The following is a 21,116-nucleotide window of genomic DNA, read 5'->3' as shown; positions in this document are numbered from 1 at the left end:
GTGACGTTACGGCGACCTCTGCTGCCCTCCACCCGATGTGCCCGGACACTGATCGTCAGCGCGATGATCGCGATGCCGATGGCGTCCGGATTCTCGGCGCCGGCGCTCGCATCGGCTCCCGCGGCGCCGGTGGCTCCCGCTACTCCCGAACGGCAACCCGTCAGCGAGCGCTACGCGGCCACCGGCATGCACGCCGTCACATCGGTTGCGGTGCCCGGATATCAGGTGTTCCATCCCGCCGACATCGCCACCGGTCCCGACCGCCATCCGGTGGTCACCTTCGGTAACGGAAGCTACGCGACGTACAGGCAGTACGAGGAGTTGCTACGCCACCTGGCGTCCTGGGGCTTCGTCGTCGTGGTCGCCGACAGCAGCGTCACCGGCGACGGGACCGAGATCCTGGCGGCAGCGCGCTACATCCTGGCGGAGAACGACAACCCGGCGAGCGTCTTTCACGATCGCATCGACATCGCTCACGTCGCCGCGGTCGGACATTCGCAGGGCGCCGGGGGTTCGATCAACGCCAGCACCGACTCCGACGGGCTCATCACCTCCACCGCCGTGCTCGACCTACCCGACCCCTGGTGGGCCACTCGGCCCGTCGACGTGATCGACGTGACCAGGCTGACCGGTCCGGTGTTCTATCTGACCGGGGCCGAGGATCCGGTCTCGACGGCCATACCGCAGGCCGCCTACCAGGGCCTGAGCCCGGGTCCCGCGGCCCGCGGCCGCCTGCTGGGTGTGGGGCACAACTGGCCGACCGACGGAGGTGGATTCCGCGGGTACCTCACCGCGTGGCTGCGCTTCACCCTCGCAGGTGACAACGACGCCGCGCGCGCGTTCGTCGGTCCGGCACCGGAGCTGTTGGCGGACCCGGGGTGGGACGGGACCGCGGTCAAGGGTTGGTGAATCGACGGACCCGAGGGGGCGTCGAAGAATCGCCAGGACTCGAAGAACCGGAGGACCCGAAATCGGTTACCCGTGAGGGTGCGGCGGTCCTCCGGGCGCACCGAGAACGGGGACCGTGGAGCGGTGGCGGAAGACGGTGCCGGGCGGAATGAGGGGCCGCCCGGCACCGTCGACTAGGTGAGGACGGCCTCGTGGACGCGGCGGTCGAACTCGGGCAGGGGACCGCCTGCGCGCAGCGTCTCCGCGATGCGCGGGTCGGCGAGGTGCAGACGCCCGATCGCGGCGAGGTCGAATTCGTCTGCGGCCAGGCGTCGTTCGAGCTCGTCGAGGTTGTCGACGGACTCCACCGTCGGCCCGGCCAGGCGGCCGTCGCGCAGCGACTTGCCGAGTCCGACGCAACCGACGGCCATCGTGATCGCACCGGTGGTGCGCTTGGCCCAGCCGGCCAGCGACAGGTCGCTCCCCTCGAACGCCGGGGCGTCGAATCGGCGGGAGCTGGCGTCGAGAACATCCGCCCCGGCATCGACGAGGGCACCGAGGATGGCGCCCAGCTCTTCGGGCGTCTCGGCGAGGCGCGCGGCGAAGTCCTGCTGCTTGTGCTGCGAGAAACGGTAGATGATCGGCAGGTCCTCGCCGATCGCCTCGCGGATCGCCCGCAGCACGGCGACGGGGAACGCGGTGCGCCGCTGCAGGTCTCCGCCCCACGCGTCGTCCCGCAGGTTCGTCGAGGCCCACAGGAACGAGTCCAGCAGGTAGCCGTGGCCGCCGTGGATTGCGATCGCGTCGAAGCCGATCTCGGCGGCCGTCCGCGCCGCGTCGGCGTACGCGGCGATCACGGCCTCGATGTCCGACTCGGTCATCGCGGCGGTCGGCACGACGGCGCGCTCGACGTAGTCCTGCGAGTAGGAGGTCACGCCCGGCTCGCCCCACACGCCCGACGGGCGCATCGGCGTCACGTCGTCGATGCGGCGCATCGCACCGAACAGCGGGCCGACGTGCCACAGCTGCGGCGCGATCCGGCCGCCCGCCTCGTGCACCTGGTCGACCACTCGCCGCCACCCGTCGACGGCCGCAGGCTCGTAGATGTTCGGCACGTCCGGGTGATCCACCGCGCTCGGATGACCGATCGCGACACCCTCGGTCACGATCAGTCCGGTGCCGCCCTCGGCGCGCCGCCGGTAGTACTGCGCGACGTCCTCGGTCGGCACACCACCCGGGGAGTGGGTGCGCGTCATCGGGGACATCACGATGCGGTTCGGCAGCTCGAGCCCGCGAACGCGCAACGGACGGTACAGCGGGGAATCGGTGGCGGTCACGATGGCGGTCACAACTCCTGAAGGGGACGGGCAGGGAACCCCAATCAACCCCGTCGACCCGTTGCCGTGCACGTCATGTCCCGCTCGCCGGGACCTTCCCGGCCGGCCCGCTCGCCGGCTGATCCGTCCGCTTCGCCGAGTGAACGGGAGCGTTCGTCGATCTGCTCGACGGAACGCTCCCGTTCACTCGGGGTGGGAGGGATCGGTCAGGCGGGGACGTTCGCGTCGTGGCCGAGGTCGCGCAGGGCCGCCTTGATCGTGGCCTGCGCCTCGTCGAGGGACTCGGGCGACGGGTTCGGGTCGGCACCGGAGATGTTGAAGTCGCCCAGGCTGTACGCCGGGAACACGTGCAGGTGCAGGTGCGGCACCTCCAGGCCGGCGATCAGCAGGCCGGCGCGGGGCGCATCGAAGCCCTTCCGCACGGCCTGGCCGATGATCTGCGCGACGCGCGAGCACTTCGCGAACACCTCGCCGTCGAGGTCCTGCCACTGGTCGATCTCGGCGCGCGGAACCACCAGGGTGTGCCCCTGGGTGATCGGGTTGATGGTCAGGAAGGCGACGACGTCCTCGTCCTCCCAGACGAACCGGCCCGGCAGGTCGCCGGCGATGATCATGCTGAACACGGATGCCATGGCTGCGATTATGCGCCCCGCCCCGTGGCGGGGAGATCCTCAGGCCCGAACGCCCGGGGTGCGTCCCGTTCCGGCCGGGATCCCGGCCGAACACTGCACCGCCGACAACTCCGCGAGCCTGGCCCGGGCATCCGCCGGGAACGGCGCCACCCGACGAGACCGCAGGTCGAAGTGCAGGTCCAGCTGCTCGCCCGTGGCGACGCGTCGATCGGAGGCCAGCGACCGAAGTTCGTGGAAGAAGTGCGCTCGCTTGTCGTCGACCCCGAGCAACCAGGAGTCCACGCCGACCGATTCGCCGAGCCGCAGTTCGTGCTCGTAGGTGATGTGGCTTTCGACAACCACCTTGCCGAACCGCGTCCGTTCGACGTAGTCGTCCCCGAGACCGATGAGATCCGTGAACCGGGCGTGCGCGTCGTAGATCAGCAGCCCGAAGAACTGGGCGTTCATGTGGCCGTTGACGTCGATCCAGTCGTCGCGAACGGTGGCCTCGAAGCTCCGGCACGGGCCCGCGGTGGTGGGGACGGACGAGGCCTCGGTCATGACGGGAATGCTAGGAATTCGACCGGTCCGCATCGTGGCCGATTCCCGCCGAGCGGGACAGCGCGGCCGCGGTGGCAGTCCCGTGCCGTCAGCCCGCCCGGCCGGGCGCACTCGGGCGCGGGGTCGTCGACCGCTGCCTCACCGCGTCCTCGACCTCGTCGAGCGCGCGGCGCAACACGGCGCCGTACTCGTCGTCGGCGAGCGCGTGCACGCTCCCGCGTCCGGCGTCGACGTGCTCGCGGGCCGCGTCGAACGATCCGAGCCTGCGGAGATTGTCCGCGATGTTCAGGTGCAGCGACGGGTAGAAGCCGGCCACCCGCAGTCCCGGATGGTGGCGCTGCGTGCGCTCGTCGGTGAGCGCCGCCGCCGCATCGAGTGCCCGGACGTCCCAGATCAGGGCCTGTGCCGGGTCCGGGTACAGATCGGCGAGGTAGTGGGCCAGCGTGCAGCGGTGCAGCGGGTCCCCGGTCGGGGTGATCCGCTCCCACAGCGCCAGCAGTTGGGTGCGGGCGGTGTCGGGATCGCCGCCCCGGCCGACGGTCGTCGCCGCGGCGATCGCATCCATGGTGCTGTCGGTCGGATTCGGTGCGCTCATGTGTCGTCTCCTTCGTCGGGGGTCGGGCGGACGGGCATCGCCACGGTGGTCAGATCCCCGTCGTCGGCCGAGCGGACGAGGACGGGCTGGTCGGCTGCCGCGATGTCGAGCATCAGGTCGGGTCCGACCGCGGTCGTGACCGCCGGATGAAGCGTGGTGATCTCGAAGGTGATCTCCGCGTCGGGTCCGTGGACACCGGCGGCGACGACGACCGGGCTCCCGGCGGCGTCGGGTGTCGACACCGCCACCGCCGATCCCGACACCCGCAGCAGCACACGACGGCCGCGTTGCCGTTCGAGGGCGTGCACCAGCACGTTCCGGGGCACGACTGCCCGCGTGACGACCGGGGCGAGCGCGTCGAGCATCGCGCGGTGGTCGGGGAAGGGGTCGGCCAGCAGGCGGCAGTGCCGGGTGTCGCCGTCGGCGCGCAGGTGCAGGCCGTGGCGGTCGGCGGCCAACTCCACGACGGTCCGGCGCCGCGTCCACGGCAGGGCCAGGCGCAGGTCGTCGCCGTCGAGGGTGCCCGCCCAGTCCATCCGGCAGGGCGGATCGAGCGCCACCGTCCGCGTCGAGAGCCGGTAGCGGTCGGTCGCGGTCAGCACCAGGCACGCGGCGGATGCCTCGAGCCGGACTCCGCCCAGCACCGGATGGTCCGGCTCGTGTGCGGTGGCCGCGAGGACCTGCTCGACGGCCGTCGCGAGGACCGGGCCGGGCACCGTCGCCACCGGCAGCGGCCCGCCGGTGCGGCCGAGACCCCCGCGCACCTCGGCGGCCGTCCGCCGGGCCCGATGCACCTGCTCGGCGAGGGCGTCCACGTGTCGGTCGATCAGGACGGCGGCCTCCTCGGGGCCGGCATCGAGGACCTCCACGATCTTCTCGAGCGGCATGTCGATCTCGCGCAGCCGGCGGATCGTCACGGCACGGTCGAGTTGGTCGCGGGTGTAGTAGCGGTAGCCCGACGCCGCATCGACCTCGGCGGGCTGCAACAGACCCGAATCCGCGTAGAAGCGCAGCGCGCTCGGGGTCAGCCCGCTCGACCGGGCGAAGACCCCGATGGTGATCAGTTCGGCATGTGACACCCGGTCATCATCGGGCTTCAGGTAACCCGAAGGTCAAGGCGCACAGGAAACTGCCAGTCACGGTCCAGCGAGGGCGCAGGTTCGGCCGTCACCGTTGCTGCCATGACGAAGTCTCTCGTTCGCCGCGACCCGCAGCTGCCGATGCCGGCCGCAGGCACGGTGACGCTCGACGTGGTCGTCCCGGTCTACAACGAGGAACGCGACCTCGACCGCTGTGTTCGTGGGCTGCACCGGCACCTGGCCGACGCGATGCCCTACCCGAGCCGGATCACGGTCGCGGACAACGCGAGCACCGACACCACCCTCGCCGTCGCGAACCGGCTCGCCGCCGAATTCGACAACGTGCGGGTGGTGCACCTCGACGAGAAGGGCCGCGGCCGCGCCCTGCGGACTGTGTGGAGCGCGTCCGACGCGCAGGTCGTCGCCTACATGGATGTCGACCTGTCGACCGACCTCAACGCGCTGCTGCCGCTGGTGGCGCCGCTGGTGTCGGGGCACTCCGATCTCGCGATCGGCTCCCGGCTCTCGCGCTCGTCGCGGGTGGTGCGCGGACCGAAGCGGGAGGTGATCTCCCGCTGCTACAACCTGATCCTCCGTGGCGCGTTGCGCGCCAAGTTCTCCGACGCCCAGTGCGGTTTCAAGGCGATGCGCACCGATGTCGCGCGCCAGCTGCTGCCGCTCGTGGAGGACACCGGCTGGTTCTTCGACACCGAACTGCTGGTCCTCGCCGAACGCGTCGGGCTGCGGATCCACGAGGTTCCCGTCGACTGGGTGGACGACCCCGACAGCACCGTCGACATCGTCGCGACCGCCGTCGCCGATCTCAAGGGTGTGGTCCGGGTCGGGCGGGCGCTGGCCACCGGCAAACTGCCCGTGGCCGCCCTGCGCACCAGCCTCGGCCGCGAGCCCCTCGTCGCGGGGGTCCCGCACGGGATGGTCGGGCAGCTGGTGCGGTTCGGCGTCGTCGGCATCGGGTCGACACTCGCGTACATGGTGCTGTACCTGATGCTGCACTCGGCGCTCGGCGCGCAGGCCGCGAACTTCACGGCGCTGCTGATCACCGCCGTCCTCAACACCGCGGCCAATCGCGCGTTCACGTTCGGTATCCGCGGATCCGAAGGCGCGGCCCGCCATCAATTGCAGGGTCTCGCCGTGTTCGCGTTCGGACTGCTGCTCACCAGCGGCTCCCTGTTCGTCCTGCACCACTGGGCGCCCGGCGCGTCCCGACACGTGGAGCTCGCGGTCCTCGTGGTCGCGAATCTCGTTGCCACCGTGTCTCGTTTCGTTGCCCTCCGGTGGGTGTTCCGGCACCCCACCCCGTTCCGCAGTCAGCCCCAGGGAGTCGACCAGTGACCACAACCTCCGTACTCGACCACGAACCGGTGGTCCCCGACGCCCCCGCACCGCGACCCCGGTCGCGCTGGGAGCCGTGGGCGCTCGCGGCCCTGCTGATCGGCACCGCCGTCGCCTACCTGTGGAACCTCGGTGCCTCCGGCTGGGCCAACTCCTTCTACTCCGCGGCCGTGCAGGCGGGTTCGGTGTCGTGGAAGGCGTTCTTCTTCGGCTCGTCGGACGCCGCGAACTCCATCACCGTCGACAAGCCGCCCGCGTCCCTGTGGATCATGGAACTGTCGGTGCGGGCGTTCGGCCTGAACTCGTGGTCGATCCTGGTGCCGCAGGTGCTGATGGGTGTCGCGTCGGTCGCGCTGCTCTGGGCGATCGTCCGCCGCCGCTTCGGCGCGGGTGCGGGCCTGCTCGCCGGGCTGGTGCTCGCGGTGACTCCCGTCGCCGCGCTGATGTTCCGGTTCAACAACCCCGACGCGCTTCTCGTGCTGCTGACGCTCGCCGCCGCGTGGGCCCTGCTGCGCGCGATCGAGGACGGACGCACCCGCTGGCTCGTGCTCACCGGCGTCTTCGTCGGGTTCGGTTTCCTGACCAAGCAACTGCAGGTGATGCTGGTGGTGCCCCCGCTGGCGCTGACCTATCTGCTGTTCGGCCCGCCGAAGCTCGGCAAGCGGATCGCGCAGCTGTTCGCGGCGCTGGCCGCGATGGTGGTCTCCGCCGGCTGGTGGCTGCTCACCGTCGAACTGTGGCCCGCCGACTCGCGGCCGTGGATCGGTGGCTCGCAGGAGAACTCGATCCTCGAACTGACCCTCGGCTACAACGGACTCGGCCGCCTCAACGGCAACGAGCGCGGCAGCGTCACCCCCGGCCGCGACGGCGGTGCCGTCCAGGGGCTGGGCGCCGGCCAGGGCGGCACGGTGGCCGAGACGGCGGCGGGTGCGGTGCCCGGCGGGATGCCGCCCGGAGGCCCCGGCGGAGGCGGTGGCGGCATGTGGGGGAGCACCGGCATCACCCGCATGTTCGACTCCGCTCAGGGCGGGCAGATCGCGTGGCTGATCCCGGCCGCGCTGATCCTGGGCGTCCTCGGAATCGTGTTGCGGGGCAGGCTCGCCCGCACGGACAGCAAACGCGCCACGTTCGTGCTGTTCGGGTCCTGGCTGCTGACCACGGGACTGGTGTTCAGCTTCATGGCCGGCATCTTCCACGCCTACTACACCGTGGCGCTGGCGCCGATGATCGGCGCGCTCGTCGGTGCCGGCGCGGTCACCGCCTGGCGCCACCGCGACCTGTTGTGGGTGCGCGTGACCTCCGCCGTCACGATGCTCGTCACCGCAGTGTGGTCGTGGGAGCTGCTCGGCCGCAGCGCAACCTTCGTGCCCTGGCTGCGCTGGGTGGTGCTCGTCGTCGGTGTGGTCGCCGCAGCCGGGTTGCTGCTGCCCCGGCTGACCGGCCGACTCGCCGCCGGAGTCGCGGTCGCCGCCCTGCTCGCGGGACTGGCCGGGCCCACCGCGTACGCCGTCCACACCATCGCGACCCCGCACACGGGCTCGATCGTCTCCGCCGGCCCGAACACCGGGGGCATGGGCTTCGGTGGCCGTGGCGGTCCGGGCGGTGCAGACGGTCGCGCCGCCGGACAGCGGATGGGCGGGCAGATGCCCGGTGCGATGGGCCAGGCGCCCGGCGGTATGGGGCAGATGCCTGGCGGCATGGGGCAGGCGCCCGGCGGTATGGGGCGGATGCCTGGCGGTATGGGGCAGGCGCCCGGCGGCGGCCAGGACGGCTTCGCGCAGGCGCCCGGCGGCCTGCCGACGGGAGAGATGCCCGGCGGCATGGGTGGCGGCGCGGCCGGTGGGCTTCTCAACGGCAGCCGGCCGAGCGACGAACTGACCGCGCTGCTGACCGACGGCGCCGACCGCTACACCTGGGTCGCCGCCGCGATCGGCTCCAACAGCGCATCGGGCTACCAGCTGGCCACTCAGCGGCCGGTGATGCCGATCGGCGGGTTCAACGGCAGTGACCCGTCACCGACCCTGCAGCAGTTCCAGCAGTACGTCGACGAGGGGAAGGTCCACTACTTCATCGCCGGCGGCGGCATGGGCGGCGGCATGGGCGGCAGCGGTACGGCGTCGGAAATCACGCAATGGGTGACGCAGAACTTCACCTCCAGCACCGTCGACGGGGTCACGCTGTACGACCTGACCGCGCCGACCGGGCAGACCGGAACGTAGTCTGAGGTCCGTGCGCGTACTCGTTATCGGCTCCGGAGCCCGTGAACATGCCCTTCTGCTCGCCCTGTCCCGTGACCCGGGCGTGACGGCGCTCTTCGCGGCTCCCGGCAACGCCGGCACTGCGAAGATCGCCGAGCAGCACCCGGTCGACGCGGCCTCCGGTGAGGCCGTCGTCGCCCTCGCCAGGCAGGTCGAGGCCGATCTGGTGGTGATCGGACCGGAGGTGCCGCTGGTCGCCGGTGTCGCCGACGCCGTGCGGGCGGCGGGCATCGCCTGCTTCGGGCCGTCCGCCGACGCAGCCCGGATCGAAGGCTCCAAGGCGTTCGCCAAGGACGTCATGGCCACCGCCGGGGTGAAGACCGCGCACAGCGAGGTCGTCGACAACCCGGCCACGCTGGACGAGGCACTCGACCGGTTCGGCCCGAACTGGGTCGTCAAGGACGACGGGCTCGCCGCGGGCAAGGGCGTCGTCGTCACCACGGACCGGGCCGCCGCCCGCGCTCATGCCGCCGACATCCTCGAGCACGGGCACCCGGTGCTGCTCGAGTCGTTCCTCGACGGCCCCGAGGTGTCCCTGTTCTGCCTCGTCGACGGCGAGACCGTGGTGCCACTGCTGCCCGCGCAGGACCACAAGCGCGTCGGCGACGGCGACACCGGCCCGAACACCGGCGGCATGGGTGCCTACACCCCGCTGCCGTGGCTGCCCGCCGAGACCGTCACCGCGATCGTCGAGGATGTCGTCAAGCCGGTCGCGGCCGAACTGGTCGCACGGGGCAGCGGTTTCTCCGGCCTGCTGTACGCCGGCCTGGCCATCGGCAAGGAGGGCCCGGCCGTCGTCGAGTTCAACTGCCGCTTCGGTGATCCCGAGACGCAGGCCGTGCTGGCGCTGCTCGAGTCGCCGCTCGGCGAGGCGCTGAACGCGACCGCGACCGGCACTCTCGCGTCGCTGCCGCCGCTGCGCTGGCGGGACGGCGCCGCCGTCACCGTCGTGCTGGCCGCCGAGAACTACCCGGGCACCCCGCGCACCGGTGACAAGATCGTCGGCGCCGAGGGCGAAGGTGTCCTGCACGCCGGGACCAAGGTCGCGGACGGTGCGGTCGTGTCGGCCGGCGGCCGGGTGCTCAGCGTCGTCGGAACCGGCGCGGACCTCGAGGGCGCCCGCGCCGACGCCTACGCCAGGCTCGACGCGATCAAGCTGCCCGGCGGGCACTTCCGCACCGACATCGGCCTCGCCGCGGTCGAGGGTCGCATCAGCATCTAGGCGCTCCGCGCCCGTGAGTCCTTCCGGTCCCCAGGCGGGCCGGAAGGACTAAGGGGCGGCGGAGCCGCCTCAGCGGAGGATGCGTTCGAGGAACGCGCCGGCCTGGGGGATCGACTGTTCGAGGCCCAGAATGTGCCCGCCGGACGGTAGCTCGAGGTCGAACTGCTCGCCGGTGAGCGCCAGCTCGGCCGCGAACCACAGCGTCAGCGGCGGCGGCACCACCTGATCGCTGAGCCCCTGCACGAGCATCACCGGCCGGTCGAATCCGGTGACGCCAACCCCGAGGTAGTCGGTCAGCGCCTGGGGCACGGGCGTGCCGGCCAGTGACCGCGCGAACATGCTGCCGACCGACATCGCGTTCGCGCGGGGTTTGAACTCCTCGAGGGGGGTGATGTCGGCGGCGTCGACCAGGTCCCGGCCGAGTGGCGTCAGGTACTGGTTCAGGTCGAGGTCGGGCCGGGATTCGCGCAGTCCGGCAGCGATGTACGCCAGGTACAGGGTCAGTCCGTCGAGCCGCAGGTTCGGGAAGTCGGGTCCGGCGAGGGCGGCCAGGCGGTCCAGGTTGGTCGGCGCCCCGCTGGCGAAGGTGCCGCGGAAATCCAGTTCGGGAGCCAGGGATTCGGCGCGCGTTGCGGTCGCGAGGGCCGCATGCCCGCCCTGCGACTGGCCCGCGACGGCCCACCGCGACGACGCCGCCGGGTACAGCTCCCGGGCGGCTCGCACCGAGTCGACGACGTTGCGTGCAGCCACGTCGGCGTCCAGGTACGGGTGCAGGCCGGGGGTTCCGAGACCCGCGTAGTCGGTCGCCACCACCAGGAATCCGCGGTCGAGCCAGTCCCCGAACAGCGTGCGATAGATGGGGTAGTTCACCCCGTTGCGCGACGGCGCGTCCCCGTCGGCCATCCCGACGGTGCCGTGCGCCCATGCGACGATCGGCCAACCGCCCTGCGGCGGGGTGCCTTCGGGTTCGAACACCATGCCTCCGGACAGGCCGCCCGCCCCCGCGGTCCGGTACGTGAAGGTGCGGGCCTCGGCCGCGCCCGGCACTTCCGACGCAGGACCGGCCGGAGCGCTCTCGGCAACGATGCCTGCCGCGTCGGCCGCGGCGGGCCCGGCGCCGGTGGCGGCGCCGAACGTGGTCGCGAGTGCGGCGGCGACCGCGGCCGCGGTGCGTCGGGTGGCTCTGGGCATGGTGGCCTTTCGGTCGGGGACGGTACTCGTTGCCCGACCTTAGTGACGCCGCTCCCGGCCGTGGGGTGCGTCGTTTCCCGAGATTCATGCCTCGAACGCGATGCGGGCAAGGAGGTTACCGTCGAACCTGCCTGTCTCGCAGGGAATTTCGATGGGTTCGGATGATTCTTACCAAGTGCACAAATTACCTGCCGGTAATGGAGGTTCGGCCGAGAACTCGACTGTATAACGGGTCAGTCCATATTCGATTGTGACCGAAAGAGGCTTCGTTGAGCGAGTTCCGGACGTCCCGCAATGCCATCACCTCCGCCCGGCTGAACCGTCGAAGGTTCCTGGCGGCATCGGGTTTCGCGGTCGGTGCCGCAGCACTGTCCTCGTCGTGGGTGTCCGCCGCCGCCGCGCCGCGACGCGCGCTGAACACCGGCGACCGGGTGCCCGCCCTGATCATCGGCAGTGGCTACGGTGGCTCGGTCACCGCCCTGCGCCTGGCCCAGGCCGGCATCGACGCGCACATCGTCGAGATGGGCCGGGAGTGGACCACCCCCGGTTCCGACGGCAAGATCTTCTCCGGCATGCTCAGCCCCGACAAGCGCTCCACGTGGCTGTCCACCACGACGGATCAGCCGGTCAGCAACTTCATGGGCTTCGGCATCAACAAGAGCATCGACAAATACGTCGGCGTGCTCGACTCCGAGAAGTTCGGGGGCATCAAGGTCTACCAGGGTCGCGGTGTCGGCGGCGGCTCCCTCGTCAACGGCGGTATGGCCGTCACCCCGAAGCGGTCCTGGTTCGAGGAGATCCTGCCCTCGGTCGACGCGAACGAGATGTACAACACCTTCTTCCCGCGCGCGAACTCGACGCTGGGTGTGAACAACATCGATCAGTCGTGGTTCGAGTCGACCCCGTGGTACGGGTTCGCCCGGACCGGCCGCAAGACCGCCGAGCGGTCCGGCTTCGCAACGGCTTTCGTTCCGAACGTGTACGACTTCGACTACATGAAGAAGGAGGCCGCCGGCCAGGCCGCCGCCTCGGCCCTCGGCGGCGAGGTCATCTACGGCAACAACGCAGGCAAGAAGTCCCTCGACAAGACCTATCTCGCACAGGCCGCGGCGACCGGCAAGGTCACCATCTCCAGCCTGCACCGCGTCACCAAGGTCGCTCCCGCGTCGGGCGCCGGATACGACGTCACGATGGAGCAGATCGACGAGCAGGGCAACGTCGTCGCAACCAAGACGGTGACCGCCGACAAGGTCTTCTTCGCCGCAGGCAGCGTCGGCACCAGCAAGCTGCTCGTCTCGATGAAGGCGCAGGGGCACCTGCCCAACCTGTCGTCGGAGGTCGGCGAGGGCTGGGGCAACAACGGCAACATCATGGTCGGCCGCGCGAACCACATGTGGGACGCCACCGGCAGCAAGCAGGCCACCATCCCCACCATGGGCATCGACAACTGGTCGGACGCGGCGGCGCCGATCTTCGCCGAGATCGCCCCGCTTCCGGCGGGCCTCGAGACCTACGTCAGCCTCTACCTGGCGATCACGAAGAACCCGGAACGCGCTCGGTTCCAGTTCAACTCGGGCACCGGCAAGGTCGACCTCACCTGGACTGCGGCGCAGAACCAGAAGGGCATCGACATGACCAAGGCGGTCTTCGACAAGATCAACAAGAAGGAAGGGACGATCTACCGGACCGACCTGTTCGGTGTCACCAAGACGTGGGGCGACCACTTCACGTACCACCCGCTCGGCGGCGCCGTGCTGAACAAGGCCACCGACAACCACGGACGGCTCAACGGCTACTCCGGGCTGTACGTGATGGACGGGGCGCTGGTCCCCGGCAACACCGGCGTGAACCCGTTCGTGACGATCACCGCGCTCGCCGAGCGGAACATCGAGAACATCATCGCGAGTGACATGTAGCGCACACGGGCCCCGCTACTCCTGAGGGTCGATCCGGTCGGCCAGCGCGGCCACCGCGCCGGCCACGACGTCGCCGAACATGACGGCGTCGTTGTGGCCGGCGCCGTCCAGCGCGACCACGTCGACCGGTCCACGGGCGGCCGCCGCCACGGCCCTGCTCTGCTCGGGTGGCACGATGTCGTCCGCGGTGCCGTACACGACGGTCGTCGGGACGTCGACCCGCGACACCGCGTCCGCGACCGCGAACCGGTCCCGCAGCAGGAACCCGACGGGCAACCCGAAGAACATGCGGCGCGCGAGGGACTCCAGGTCGGTGAACGGCGACCGGAGCAGCAGTCCAGCCGGCGGATGCTCGAGCGCCAGGTCCGCCGCCACCGCGGTGCCCAGGCTCTCGCCGAAATACAACAGCCGCGACGGTCGTATGCCCTTGTCCCGTGTCAGGAACCGGTGTGCGGCCCGGGCGTCGAGTCCGAGTCCCGTGGACGTCGGCGTCCCCGGGTTGCCGCCGTACCCGCGGTAGTCGAAGAGCAGCACCGCGAACCCGTCGCGGGCGAGCGCGGCCGCGAGGGAGGCCCGACCCGCGCGGTTGCCGCCGTTGCCGTTGGTGACGAGCACGGTGAGGTCGCGACCGGGCGCCGCGGTCGGAGGGACGTACCACCCGCCCAGTTCGAGGCCGTCGGCCGTCGTCAACCGGACGTCCTCGGCGCCGGGCAACACGCTCGATGCGGGCGGCACGGGGGAGTTGTCGGGGAAGTAGATCAGCCGGCGTTGGAACCACCAGGCGACGAGCGCGAGGACGCACAGCAGGGCGAGCACGGTCACCAGGACACGCAGCAGGATCGACGCCGACGGCACCACCACTCCAGTGTGTGCCGGTCGGCGCCGATCGGCGGCCTCACCGTGCCGTCCAACCACCGTCCATGGTGTAGGACGCACCGGTGACCATCGCGGCGCCGGGGGCGGCCAGCCAGGTGACGAGATCGGCCACCTCCGCGGGCTCGACCAGGCGCTTGATCGCGCTCTCGGTGAGCATGACCTTCTCGACAACCTCCGACTCGCTGATGCCGTGCACCTGTGCCTGATCGGCGATCTGCTTCTGCACCAACGGTGTCGAGACGTACCCGGGATTCACGCAGTTGCTCGTGACGCCGTGCGGACCGCCCTCGAGGGCCGTCACCTTCGACAGTCCTTCGAGTCCGTGCTTCGCGGTGACGTACGCGGACTTGTAGGCCGACGCGCGCAGCCCGTGAACCGAGGACACATTGACGACCCGGCCGAATCCGTTCGCGTACATGTGCGGTAGCGCCGCGCGGATCAACAGGAACGGCGCCTCGACCATGAGGGTCTGGATCCGCCGGAAGTCGGCCGGGAGGAAATCCTCGATCGCGCTGACCGTCTGGATGCCGGCGTTGTTGACGAGGATGTCGGTCTCCAGCACCAGGTTCTCGAGCGCCCCGGTGTCGAGGAGGTCGACGCGCCAGGCGGAGCCGTCGATCTCCTCGGCCAGGGACTCGGCGGCCACGTCGTCGAGATCGGCGACGGTGACGTGCGCTCCGCGGGCGGCGAGGGCGCGGGCGGACGCCGCCCCGATGCCGCTGGCGCCGCCGGTGACCAGTGCCCGCCTGCCTGCCAGGGTCTGTTCCGGTCGGGTGTGCTCGATCACGCGGGGACACCGGCCTTCTCGCCCGCGAGGATCCGGGCGTCCGCGGCGTCGACCGACTCGAGCGAGATGCCCTTGGTCTCCCGGGCCACGAGCACCGCGACCACAGTGATCAGGCAGGACGCTGCCAGGTAGATCGCGATCGGCCACGCGGAGTCGTAGCGGCTGAGGAGGCCGGTCGCGATGATCGGGGCCAGCGAGCCGGCCACGATGGACGTCACCTGATAGCCGAGCGAGACACCCGAGTACCGCATGCGCGTCGGGAACATCTCCGCCATGATCGCCGGCTGCCCCGCGTACATGAATGCGTGGAACACGAGGCCGATGATGATCGCGCCGAGGATGACGACGCTGTGGCCGCTGTTCATCATCGGGAACGCGAAGAAGCCCCAGGTGCCCGCCGTGACCGCGCCGATCATGTAGACCGGCCGGCGGCCGATGGTGTCGGACAGGCGGCCCACCAACGGGATCACCGCGAAGTGGACGGCGTGCGCGATCAGCATCCACCACAGGATCTGCGCGGTGTCGGTCTTCACCACCACCTTCAGGTAGGTGATCGAGAAGGTGACGACCAGGTAGTACATGACGTTCTCGCCGAAGCGGAGCCCCATCGCGGTCAGGACGCCACGAGGGTAACGCCTGAGCACCTCGACCACGCTGAACGAGGTGGCCTTGATCTCCTCGGCCTCCTTCTGGGCCCGGACGAAGATCGGCGCGTCGGTCACCTTGGTGCGGATGTAGTAGCCGACGAGGACGATCACGGCGGACAACCAGAACGCCACGCGCCAGCCCCAGCTCAGGAAGGCGGCATCGGTCAGCGTCGTCGTGAGGATCAGCAGGACGACGGTCGCGACCAGGTTGCCCGCCGGCACACCGGCCTGCGGCCACGACGCCCAGAATCCGCGCGAGCGGTTCGGGCTGTGCTCGGCGACGAGCAGCACGGCCCCACCCCATTCGCCGCCGACCGCGAAGCCCTGGACGAACCGCAACGTCACCAACAGCGCCGGAGCCCAGTAGCCGATCTGTCCGAATGTGGGAAGGCAGCCCATCAGGAAGGTCGCGACGCCGACGAGGAGGAGGCTGAACTGCAGGAGTTGCTTGCGGCCGAACTTGTCGCCGAAGTGACCGAACACGATGCCGCCGAGCGGTCGGGCGACGAAGCCGACGGCGTAGGTCACGAAGGCCGCGATGACGGCGTCGAGTTCGTTGCCGCCGGCGGGAAAGAACACCTTGCTGAACACGAGGGTGGCCGCGGTGCCGTACAGGAAGAACTCGTACCACTCGACGACGGTGCCCGCCATCGAGGCGCCGACCACCTTCTTCAAACCCGAAGGTGGGTTGTCCTGCACCCGCGTCGACTCGCCGACAGTCATGCGTAACTCCTCGTCTCAGATTATGTGACCGGTGCCACAGTTTCTTGTTGCTGCCGAGTATCGGTGCATATTTCTGCGCTCACAATGACGCAAGCTGCACGCACGATGTGCGAATATGCAGTCATGGCGCCCGGACCCAGCGCAGACGACCTGCTGGTACTGCTGGCGGTCGCGAGGACCGGTCGTTTCAACGCGGCGGCCGACGACCTCGGCGTCAACCACACGACCATCTCCCGGCGGATCGCCTCCCTCGAGCGGAGCCTCGGGGGCCGGGTGCTCGCCAAGGCCGCGGGCGGGTGGGAGCTCACGGATCTGGGCAGGCAGGCGCTCGCCGCCGCCGAACGGGTCGAAGCGGCCGTGCACGGACTCGTCGCCGACCCGGCCGGCGACAACCACCTCAAGGGCGTCGTACGACTCTCGGCCACCGACGGGTTCAGCGCCTACATCGCGGCGCCGGCCGGGTCGCTACTGCGCCGACGACACTCCGGTGTGTCCGTCGAGATCGTCGCGGTCACCCGACGGGCGTCGCAGCAGCGGTCCGGTCTCGACATCGAGGTCGTCGTCGGCAAGCCCCAGGTCCACCGTGCCGAAGCGATGTGGCTGGCGGACTACACCCTGGGCCTGTACGGGTCGCGGGCGTACCTCGCGCAGCACGGCGCGCCACGGACGGTCGCCGAACTGGCCGACCACTCCCTCGTCTACTTCGTCGACTCCATGCTGCAGGTCGACGAACTCGACCTGGCGCGACGGCTGACCGTCTCGATGCGGGAATCGGTGACGTCCACCAACGTCTTCGTGCATGTCGAGGCGACCCGCGCCGCTGCGGGCATCGGACTGCTGCCCTGCTTCATGGCCGATCGCCACGACGACCTGGTGCGCGTGCTGCCGACGAAGGTGGAGGCGCGGCTCGCCTACTGGCTCGTGACCCGACCCGAGGGTCTGCGTCGTCCCGAGGTCGCCGCGGTGATCGGGGCGCTCCGGGAGACCGTCGACGCGCAGCGGGGCGCCCTCCTGGGGGGAGTGGGTCCGTCCACGCCGCCGCCGCGCTAGCGTCGAGGTGTGCGTGCAGAATCCCAGCGGTCCCAGGTCCCCACCTTCCACGTCATGGACGTGTGGAAGGCGGCGACCGAACGTGCCCGCACCCACGGCGACGTCCTGACCCTCGCCGCCGGACAGCCTTCGACGCCGGCGCCTGCGCCCGTGCTGCGGGCGGCCAGGGAGGCGATCGACACCCAGGTGCTCGGCTACACCGAAACCCTCGGAATCGCGGCGTTGCGGGAGGCGATCGCCGGCTACCACTCGCGCGAGTCGGGAATCGACGTCGACCCGGAGAACGTCGTCGTCACCACCGGGTCCTCCGGTGCGTTCACCCTGCTGTTCCTCGCCGCGTTCGACGCCGGCGACACCGTCGTCGTGGCCCGCCCCGGCTATCCCGCGTACCGCAACACCCTCGCCGCGCTCGGCTGCCGCGTCGTCGAACTCGACTGCGGACCGCAGACCCGCTACCAGCCGACCGTCGCGATGCTCGACGCGCTCGACGCACCGCCCGCGGGCCTGATCGTCGCCAGCCCGGCCAACCCGACCGGCACCGTCATCGACCCCGTCGAACTCGCTGCCCTCGCCCGCTGGTGCGAGGACCACGGCACCCTGCTGATCTCCGACGAGATCTACCACGGCATCGAGTTCGGGACGTCGACCGAGCCGAGCGGTGTGCCGGTGGCCGTCTCGAGCGCATGGGAGACCTCCCGCGAGTCCATCGTCATCGGGTCGGTGTCGAAGTACTTCTCGATGACCGGCTGGCGGCTCGGCTGGGCGCTGGTGCCCGACGCCATGCTGCGGCCACTGCAGCGGTTGGCGTCGAACATGACCGTGTGCCCGCCGGCGATCTCGCAGTATGCGGCCGTCGCCGCCTTCACCGAGGAGTCGCGCGCCGAACTGGACGGTCACGTGCGGCGGTACGCGGTCAACCGCGACCTGCTGCTCGCCGAACTGCCGCGGCTCGGCATCACCGAACTCGCCCCCGCGGACGGCGCCTTCTACGTGTACGCCGGGATCGGCCACCTCACCGACGACTCCACGGCGTGGTGTGCGGAACTGTTGCGCGAGACCGGGGTTGCGGTTGCGCCGGGCATCGACTTCGACACCGTTCACGGCGACCGGACACTGCGCATGTCGTTCGCCGGCGAGACCCACGAGGTCGCCGAGGCCCTCGCCCGGCTCGAACGCAGCGCGGCACTGCGCGGCTGACGCCGAGCGTTCGTCTCGGTGTCCGGCCGCGACCTGTGCGCTCTCACCTGACGGGAAGTGTCAAACGCGAATTCGCCATTTCGGCACCGGCTTTCGACTCCGCTGCCAAAATGACCCGGTGACTGCTGCGGCGACTCCGAAGGGCGAGCGTCGACGGCTCGCGCTCGTCGACGCGGCCGCCGACCTCCTCGTCGAGGGCGGCTTCGATGCCGTCCGGCACCGCGCGGTCGCGGCCCGGGCGGGGGTGCCGTTGGCGTCGACCACCTACTACTTCGCCTCCCTGCACGACCTGACGGCCGCCGCCGTCGAACGGTGCGGCGCGCGCGAACTCGATGTCATGCAGGCGCGGATCGACGAGGTGTCGTCGTGCTCCCGCGGCGTCGAGGCGACGGTGGAACTGATCGTCGACATGCTCGTCGGCGTGTTCGAGGAGGGGAAGGGCGGTCACGCCCAACTCGTCAACCGGTACGAACGGTTCGTCGCGTTCGCGCGGCATCCGGAACTGCGGGAGGTCCAGCGGAGGCTGCGATCCGACCTCGACGCGCTGATCGTGCTGGTGCTGCACCGCTCCGGCCGCGAGGTGCACCGGGAAGGGTTGCGGCGGCTCGTGTACGTGGTCGACGGTGCCGTCGTCGGTGCACTGAGCGAGGGCGACCCCGACCCGAAGGCACTCGCCCGCGAGATGTTGTCGCAGGTGATCGACATCGTCGCGCCGTCCGTCGCGGTGTAATCGTCCGCGGCGGCCCCCAGCCCCGGCCGTGCACTCGGAGTCCGCGGCGGGGCCGTAAACTGGGTGTCCGTGAGCCGCATCCCGAACGTCCTTGCCACCCGCTACGCCAGCCCGGAGCTGAAGGCGCTGTGGTCGCCCGAGCACAAGATCGTCCTCGAGCGTCAGCTGTGGCTGGCCGTCCTGCGGGCGCAGGCCGAGCTCGGCATCGAGGTGCCCGCCGAGGCGCTCGCCGACTACGAGCGGGTGATCGAGAAGGTCGACCTGGACTCCATCGCCGCCCGCGAGCGCGTCACCCGGCACGACGTGAAGGCCCGCATCGAGGAGTTCAACGCCCTCGCCGGCCACGAGCACGTGCACAAGGGCATGACCAGCCGCGACCTCACCGAGAACGTCGAACAGCTGCAGGTCCTGCGGTCGCTGGAGCACGTCCACGCGCACGGCGTCGCGGTCGCGGCGCGGCTCGGCGAGAAGGCGGCCGAGTACTCGGCGCGGGTGATGGCCGGTCGCAGCCACAACGTCGCCGCGCAGGCCACGACCCTCGGCAAGCGGTTCGCGTCCGCCGCCGACGAGCTGCTCGTCGCGCTGACCCGGCTGCGGGAACTGATCGACCGGTACCCGCTGCGCGGGATCAAGGGCCCGATGGGCACCGCGCAGGACATGCTCGACCTGCTCGACGGCGACACCGAGAAGCTCGAGTTCCTCGAGGCGAAGGTCGCCGAACATCTCGGCTTCGCGCACGTGCTGACCAGCGTCGGCCAGGTGTACCCGCGGTCGCTCGACCACGACGTGCTGTCCGCGCTCGTGCAGGTCGGCGCCGGGCCGTCGTCGTTCGCGCACACGATCCGGCTGATGGCCGGGCACGAACTGGTGACCGAGGGCTTCCAGCCCGGCCAGGTCGGCAGCTCCGCGATGCCGCACAAGATGAACACCCGCTCCTGCGAGCGCGTCAACGGCCTGCAGGTCGTGCTGCGCGGCTACGCCTCGATGGCCGCCGAGCTGGCGGGCGCCCAGTGGAACGAGGGCGACGTGTTCTGCTCCGTCGTCCGCCGTGTCGCGCTGCCGGACGCGTTCTTCGCGATCGACGGGCAGATCGAGACCTTCCTGACCGTGCTCGACGAGTTCGGCGCCTACCCGGCGGTGATCGAGAAGGAGCTCACCCGCTACCTGCCGTTCCTCGCGACCACCAAGGTGCTGATGGCCGCGGTCCGCGCCGGTGTCGGCCGCGAGACCGCGCACGAGGTCATCAAGGAGCACGCGGTCGCGGTCGCGCTGGCGATGCGCGAGGAGGGCCGCGAGCCCGACCTGCTCGACCGGCTCGCCGCCGACGACCGGTTGCCGCTGGACCGCGCCGCCCTCGACGCGGCGCTCGCCGACAAGTCGGCGTTCATCGGTGCCGCCGAGGCGCAGGTCGCCTCGGTCGTGCGCCGGGTGGAGCTGCTCGTCGAGCAGTACCCGGACGCGGCCGGCTACACGCCGTCCCCGATCCTGTAGCGGCTTCGCCGCCTGCGCGCGAGTTCGGTAGCCAGAGTCACCGAACTCGCGCACAGGCGCGTCAGCGCAATTTGCCGAGGATGCGGCGCAGCTCGGCGCGGTCGTGGTCGTCGAGTGCGGCGAAGTAGTCGTCGGCGTCGGCGTCGCGGGCCTGCTGCAGGTCGCGCACGGTCCGCCGCCCGTCCTCGGTCAGCTGCACGCATGTCGCCCGGCGGTCGAGTGCGTCGGGGATCCGCTCGACGAGGCCGCGGTCCTGGAGCCGGTCGACGACTTCCGTCGCAGACCGCGGCGCGATGCGCAGCGCCTTCGCGACGTCGCCGAGCCGGGGTGTCGGGTCGGAACCGTGGCCGATCGCGTGCAGCGCGCGGTACTCGTGCGGGGAGAGCTGCCACGGTTCGAGAGCGGCCACCCAGCGCCGGCGCAGGCCCCGCGCGGTCGACATCACGAGGTCCCGCAGCGTGTCGGGACGGTCGGTGATCATGGTGATTCACCCTACAGCCACTTGACGGTTGCCTCATAGTGAGGCAACCTCAGTATGTCTTACCCCGACACTTCGAGAGGGGTGGTTGTATTGACAAGCCCCCACTTCGGCGGACCCGGACCG

General features: G+C 70.6%; 19 protein-coding genes. 9 read left to right on the top strand and 10 right to left on the bottom strand.

Features of this window, described 5'->3' with window-relative positions:
- A complete protein-coding gene (locus ACWDUM_RS04975; protein WP_450133101.1) occupies nucleotides 1–909 on the top strand; it encodes a poly(ethylene terephthalate) hydrolase family protein in 909 nt (302 codons plus the stop codon).
- A gap of 173 nt (nucleotides 910–1,082) precedes the next feature.
- Here ACWDUM_RS04975 and ACWDUM_RS04970 read toward each other — a convergent pair whose 3' ends face one another.
- From ACWDUM_RS04970 to ACWDUM_RS04950, 5 genes are all read right to left on the bottom strand, one after another.
- Nucleotides 1,083–2,225 (bottom strand): oxidoreductase, encoded by a 1,143-nt coding sequence (locus tag ACWDUM_RS04970; RefSeq protein WP_450133100.1) that lies wholly within the window; start codon nucleotides 2,223–2,225, stop codon nucleotides 1,083–1,085.
- Between the two features lie 206 nt (nucleotides 2,226–2,431).
- Nucleotides 2,432–2,857: an HIT family protein gene (locus tag ACWDUM_RS04965; RefSeq protein WP_450133099.1), complete on the bottom strand. Its 426-nt coding sequence runs from the start codon at nucleotides 2,855–2,857 to the stop codon at nucleotides 2,432–2,434.
- A 39-nt stretch (nucleotides 2,858–2,896) separates the two neighbouring features.
- A complete protein-coding gene (locus tag ACWDUM_RS04960) occupies nucleotides 2,897–3,397 on the bottom strand; it encodes a thioesterase family protein (protein WP_450133098.1) in 501 nt (166 codons plus the stop codon).
- Between the two features lie 88 nt (nucleotides 3,398–3,485).
- The gene (locus ACWDUM_RS04955) at nucleotides 3,486–3,992 is read right to left on the bottom strand and encodes a hypothetical protein (protein WP_450133097.1); all 507 of its coding nucleotides are present in this window, start codon (nucleotides 3,990–3,992) and stop codon (nucleotides 3,486–3,488) included.
- Nucleotides 3,989–5,071, bottom strand: a complete 1,083-nt coding sequence (locus tag ACWDUM_RS04950; RefSeq protein WP_450133096.1) for a DNA polymerase III subunit beta family protein — start codon at nucleotides 5,069–5,071, stop codon at nucleotides 3,989–3,991. The genes ACWDUM_RS04955 and ACWDUM_RS04950 overlap by 4 nt, the downstream gene beginning before the upstream one ends.
- A 102-nt stretch (nucleotides 5,072–5,173) precedes the next feature.
- Between ACWDUM_RS04950 and ACWDUM_RS04945 the strand changes: the two genes are divergently transcribed.
- The 3 genes from ACWDUM_RS04945 to purD are packed head-to-tail and all read left to right on the top strand — an operon-like array spanning nucleotide 5,174 to nucleotide 9,904.
- A complete protein-coding gene (locus tag ACWDUM_RS04945; protein ID WP_450133095.1) occupies nucleotides 5,174–6,424 on the top strand; it encodes a glycosyltransferase in 1,251 nt (416 codons plus the stop codon).
- Nucleotides 6,421–8,643 (top strand): glycosyltransferase family 39 protein, encoded by a 2,223-nt coding sequence (locus ACWDUM_RS04940; RefSeq protein ID WP_450133094.1) that lies wholly within the window; start codon nucleotides 6,421–6,423, stop codon nucleotides 8,641–8,643. Before ACWDUM_RS04945 ends, ACWDUM_RS04940 begins: the two co-directional genes overlap by 4 nt.
- 10 nt (nucleotides 8,644–8,653) lie before the next feature.
- Nucleotides 8,654–9,904, top strand: a complete 1,251-nt coding sequence (purD, locus tag ACWDUM_RS04935) for a phosphoribosylamine--glycine ligase (protein ID WP_450115397.1) — start codon at nucleotides 8,654–8,656, stop codon at nucleotides 9,902–9,904.
- A gap of 69 nt (nucleotides 9,905–9,973) precedes the next feature.
- Here the strand turns inward: purD and ACWDUM_RS04930 are convergent, their stop codons facing one another.
- Nucleotides 9,974–11,095, bottom strand: coding sequence for an alpha/beta hydrolase family protein (locus tag ACWDUM_RS04930; protein WP_450133093.1), 1,122 nt, complete (start codon nucleotides 11,093–11,095; stop codon nucleotides 9,974–9,976).
- A gap of 269 nt (nucleotides 11,096–11,364) precedes the next feature.
- Between ACWDUM_RS04930 and ACWDUM_RS04925 the strand changes: the two genes are divergently transcribed.
- Entirely contained in the window at nucleotides 11,365–13,011 is a 1,647-nt protein-coding gene (locus tag ACWDUM_RS04925) for a GMC family oxidoreductase N-terminal domain-containing protein (protein ID WP_450115395.1), read from the top strand.
- 15 nt (nucleotides 13,012–13,026) lie between these two features.
- On the opposite strand, the gene ACWDUM_RS04920 is transcribed toward ACWDUM_RS04925, so the two are convergent.
- From ACWDUM_RS04920 to ACWDUM_RS04910, 3 genes are read right to left on the bottom strand one after another with little or no spacing between them, the layout of a single operon-like run.
- Complete coding sequence (locus ACWDUM_RS04920) at nucleotides 13,027–13,848, bottom strand: alpha/beta hydrolase (RefSeq protein ID WP_450133332.1); 822 nt, start codon at nucleotides 13,846–13,848, stop codon at nucleotides 13,027–13,029.
- A gap of 58 nt (nucleotides 13,849–13,906) precedes the next feature.
- Complete coding sequence (locus ACWDUM_RS04915) at nucleotides 13,907–14,644, bottom strand: 3-hydroxybutyrate dehydrogenase (protein WP_450133331.1); 738 nt, start codon at nucleotides 14,642–14,644, stop codon at nucleotides 13,907–13,909.
- A 26-nt stretch (nucleotides 14,645–14,670) separates the two neighbouring features.
- Complete coding sequence (locus ACWDUM_RS04910; protein ID WP_450133092.1) at nucleotides 14,671–16,044, bottom strand: MFS transporter; 1,374 nt, start codon at nucleotides 16,042–16,044, stop codon at nucleotides 14,671–14,673.
- 123 nt (nucleotides 16,045–16,167) lie between these two features.
- Here ACWDUM_RS04910 and ACWDUM_RS04905 point away from each other — a divergent pair, with 123 nt between their 5' ends.
- From ACWDUM_RS04905 to purB, 4 genes are all read left to right on the top strand, one after another.
- A complete protein-coding gene (locus ACWDUM_RS04905) occupies nucleotides 16,168–17,094 on the top strand; it encodes a LysR family transcriptional regulator (RefSeq protein ID WP_450133091.1) in 927 nt (308 codons plus the stop codon).
- 9 nt (nucleotides 17,095–17,103) lie between these two features.
- Nucleotides 17,104–18,291, top strand: coding sequence for a pyridoxal phosphate-dependent aminotransferase (locus tag ACWDUM_RS04900; RefSeq protein ID WP_450133090.1), 1,188 nt, complete (start codon nucleotides 17,104–17,106; stop codon nucleotides 18,289–18,291).
- A 118-nt stretch (nucleotides 18,292–18,409) separates the two neighbouring features.
- Nucleotides 18,410–19,021: a TetR/AcrR family transcriptional regulator gene (locus ACWDUM_RS04895; RefSeq protein ID WP_450115391.1), complete on the top strand. Its 612-nt coding sequence runs from the start codon at nucleotides 18,410–18,412 to the stop codon at nucleotides 19,019–19,021.
- Nucleotides 19,022–19,090: 69 nt separating this feature from the next.
- Nucleotides 19,091–20,512, top strand: coding sequence for an adenylosuccinate lyase (gene purB / locus ACWDUM_RS04890; protein ID WP_450133089.1), 1,422 nt, complete (start codon nucleotides 19,091–19,093; stop codon nucleotides 20,510–20,512).
- Nucleotides 20,513–20,573: 61 nt separating this feature from the next.
- Here the strand turns inward: purB and ACWDUM_RS04885 are convergent, their stop codons facing one another.
- Nucleotides 20,574–20,993, bottom strand: a complete 420-nt coding sequence (locus ACWDUM_RS04885; RefSeq protein ID WP_450133088.1) for a MarR family winged helix-turn-helix transcriptional regulator — start codon at nucleotides 20,991–20,993, stop codon at nucleotides 20,574–20,576.
- Nucleotides 20,994–21,116: the final 123 nt, after the last annotated feature.

The sequence above is a fragment of the Rhodococcus sp. NPDC003322 genome, assembly GCF_053589555.1.
The sequence above is the reverse complement of the archived record's forward strand: the minus strand, read 5'-3'. Positions and strand labels throughout refer to the sequence as shown.

Bases quoted from the DNA above. Each gene is read 5' to 3' on its own strand.
- ACWDUM_RS04965 (WP_450133099.1), bottom strand. From the start codon at position 2,857: ATGGCATCCGTGTTCAGCATGATCATCGCCGGCGACCTGCCGGGCCGG.
- ACWDUM_RS04960 (WP_450133098.1), bottom strand. From the start codon at position 3,397: ATGACCGAGGCCTCGTCCGTCCCCACCACCGCGGGCCCGTGCCGGAGC.
- ACWDUM_RS04955 (WP_450133097.1), bottom strand. From the start codon at position 3,992: ATGAGCGCACCGAATCCGACCGACAGCACCATGGATGCGATCGCCGCG.
- ACWDUM_RS04945 (WP_450133095.1), top strand. From the start codon at position 5,174: ATGACGAAGTCTCTCGTTCGCCGCGACCCGCAGCTGCCGATGCCGGCC.
- ACWDUM_RS04930 (WP_450133093.1), bottom strand. From the start codon at position 11,095: ATGCCCAGAGCCACCCGACGCACCGCGGCCGCGGTCGCCGCCGCACTC.
- ACWDUM_RS04910 (WP_450133092.1), bottom strand. From the start codon at position 16,044: ATGACTGTCGGCGAGTCGACGCGGGTGCAGGACAACCCACCTTCGGGT.
- ACWDUM_RS04905 (WP_450133091.1), top strand. From the start codon at position 16,168: ATGGCGCCCGGACCCAGCGCAGACGACCTGCTGGTACTGCTGGCGGTC.
- ACWDUM_RS04885 (WP_450133088.1), bottom strand. From the start codon at position 20,993: ATGATCACCGACCGTCCCGACACGCTGCGGGACCTCGTGATGTCGACC.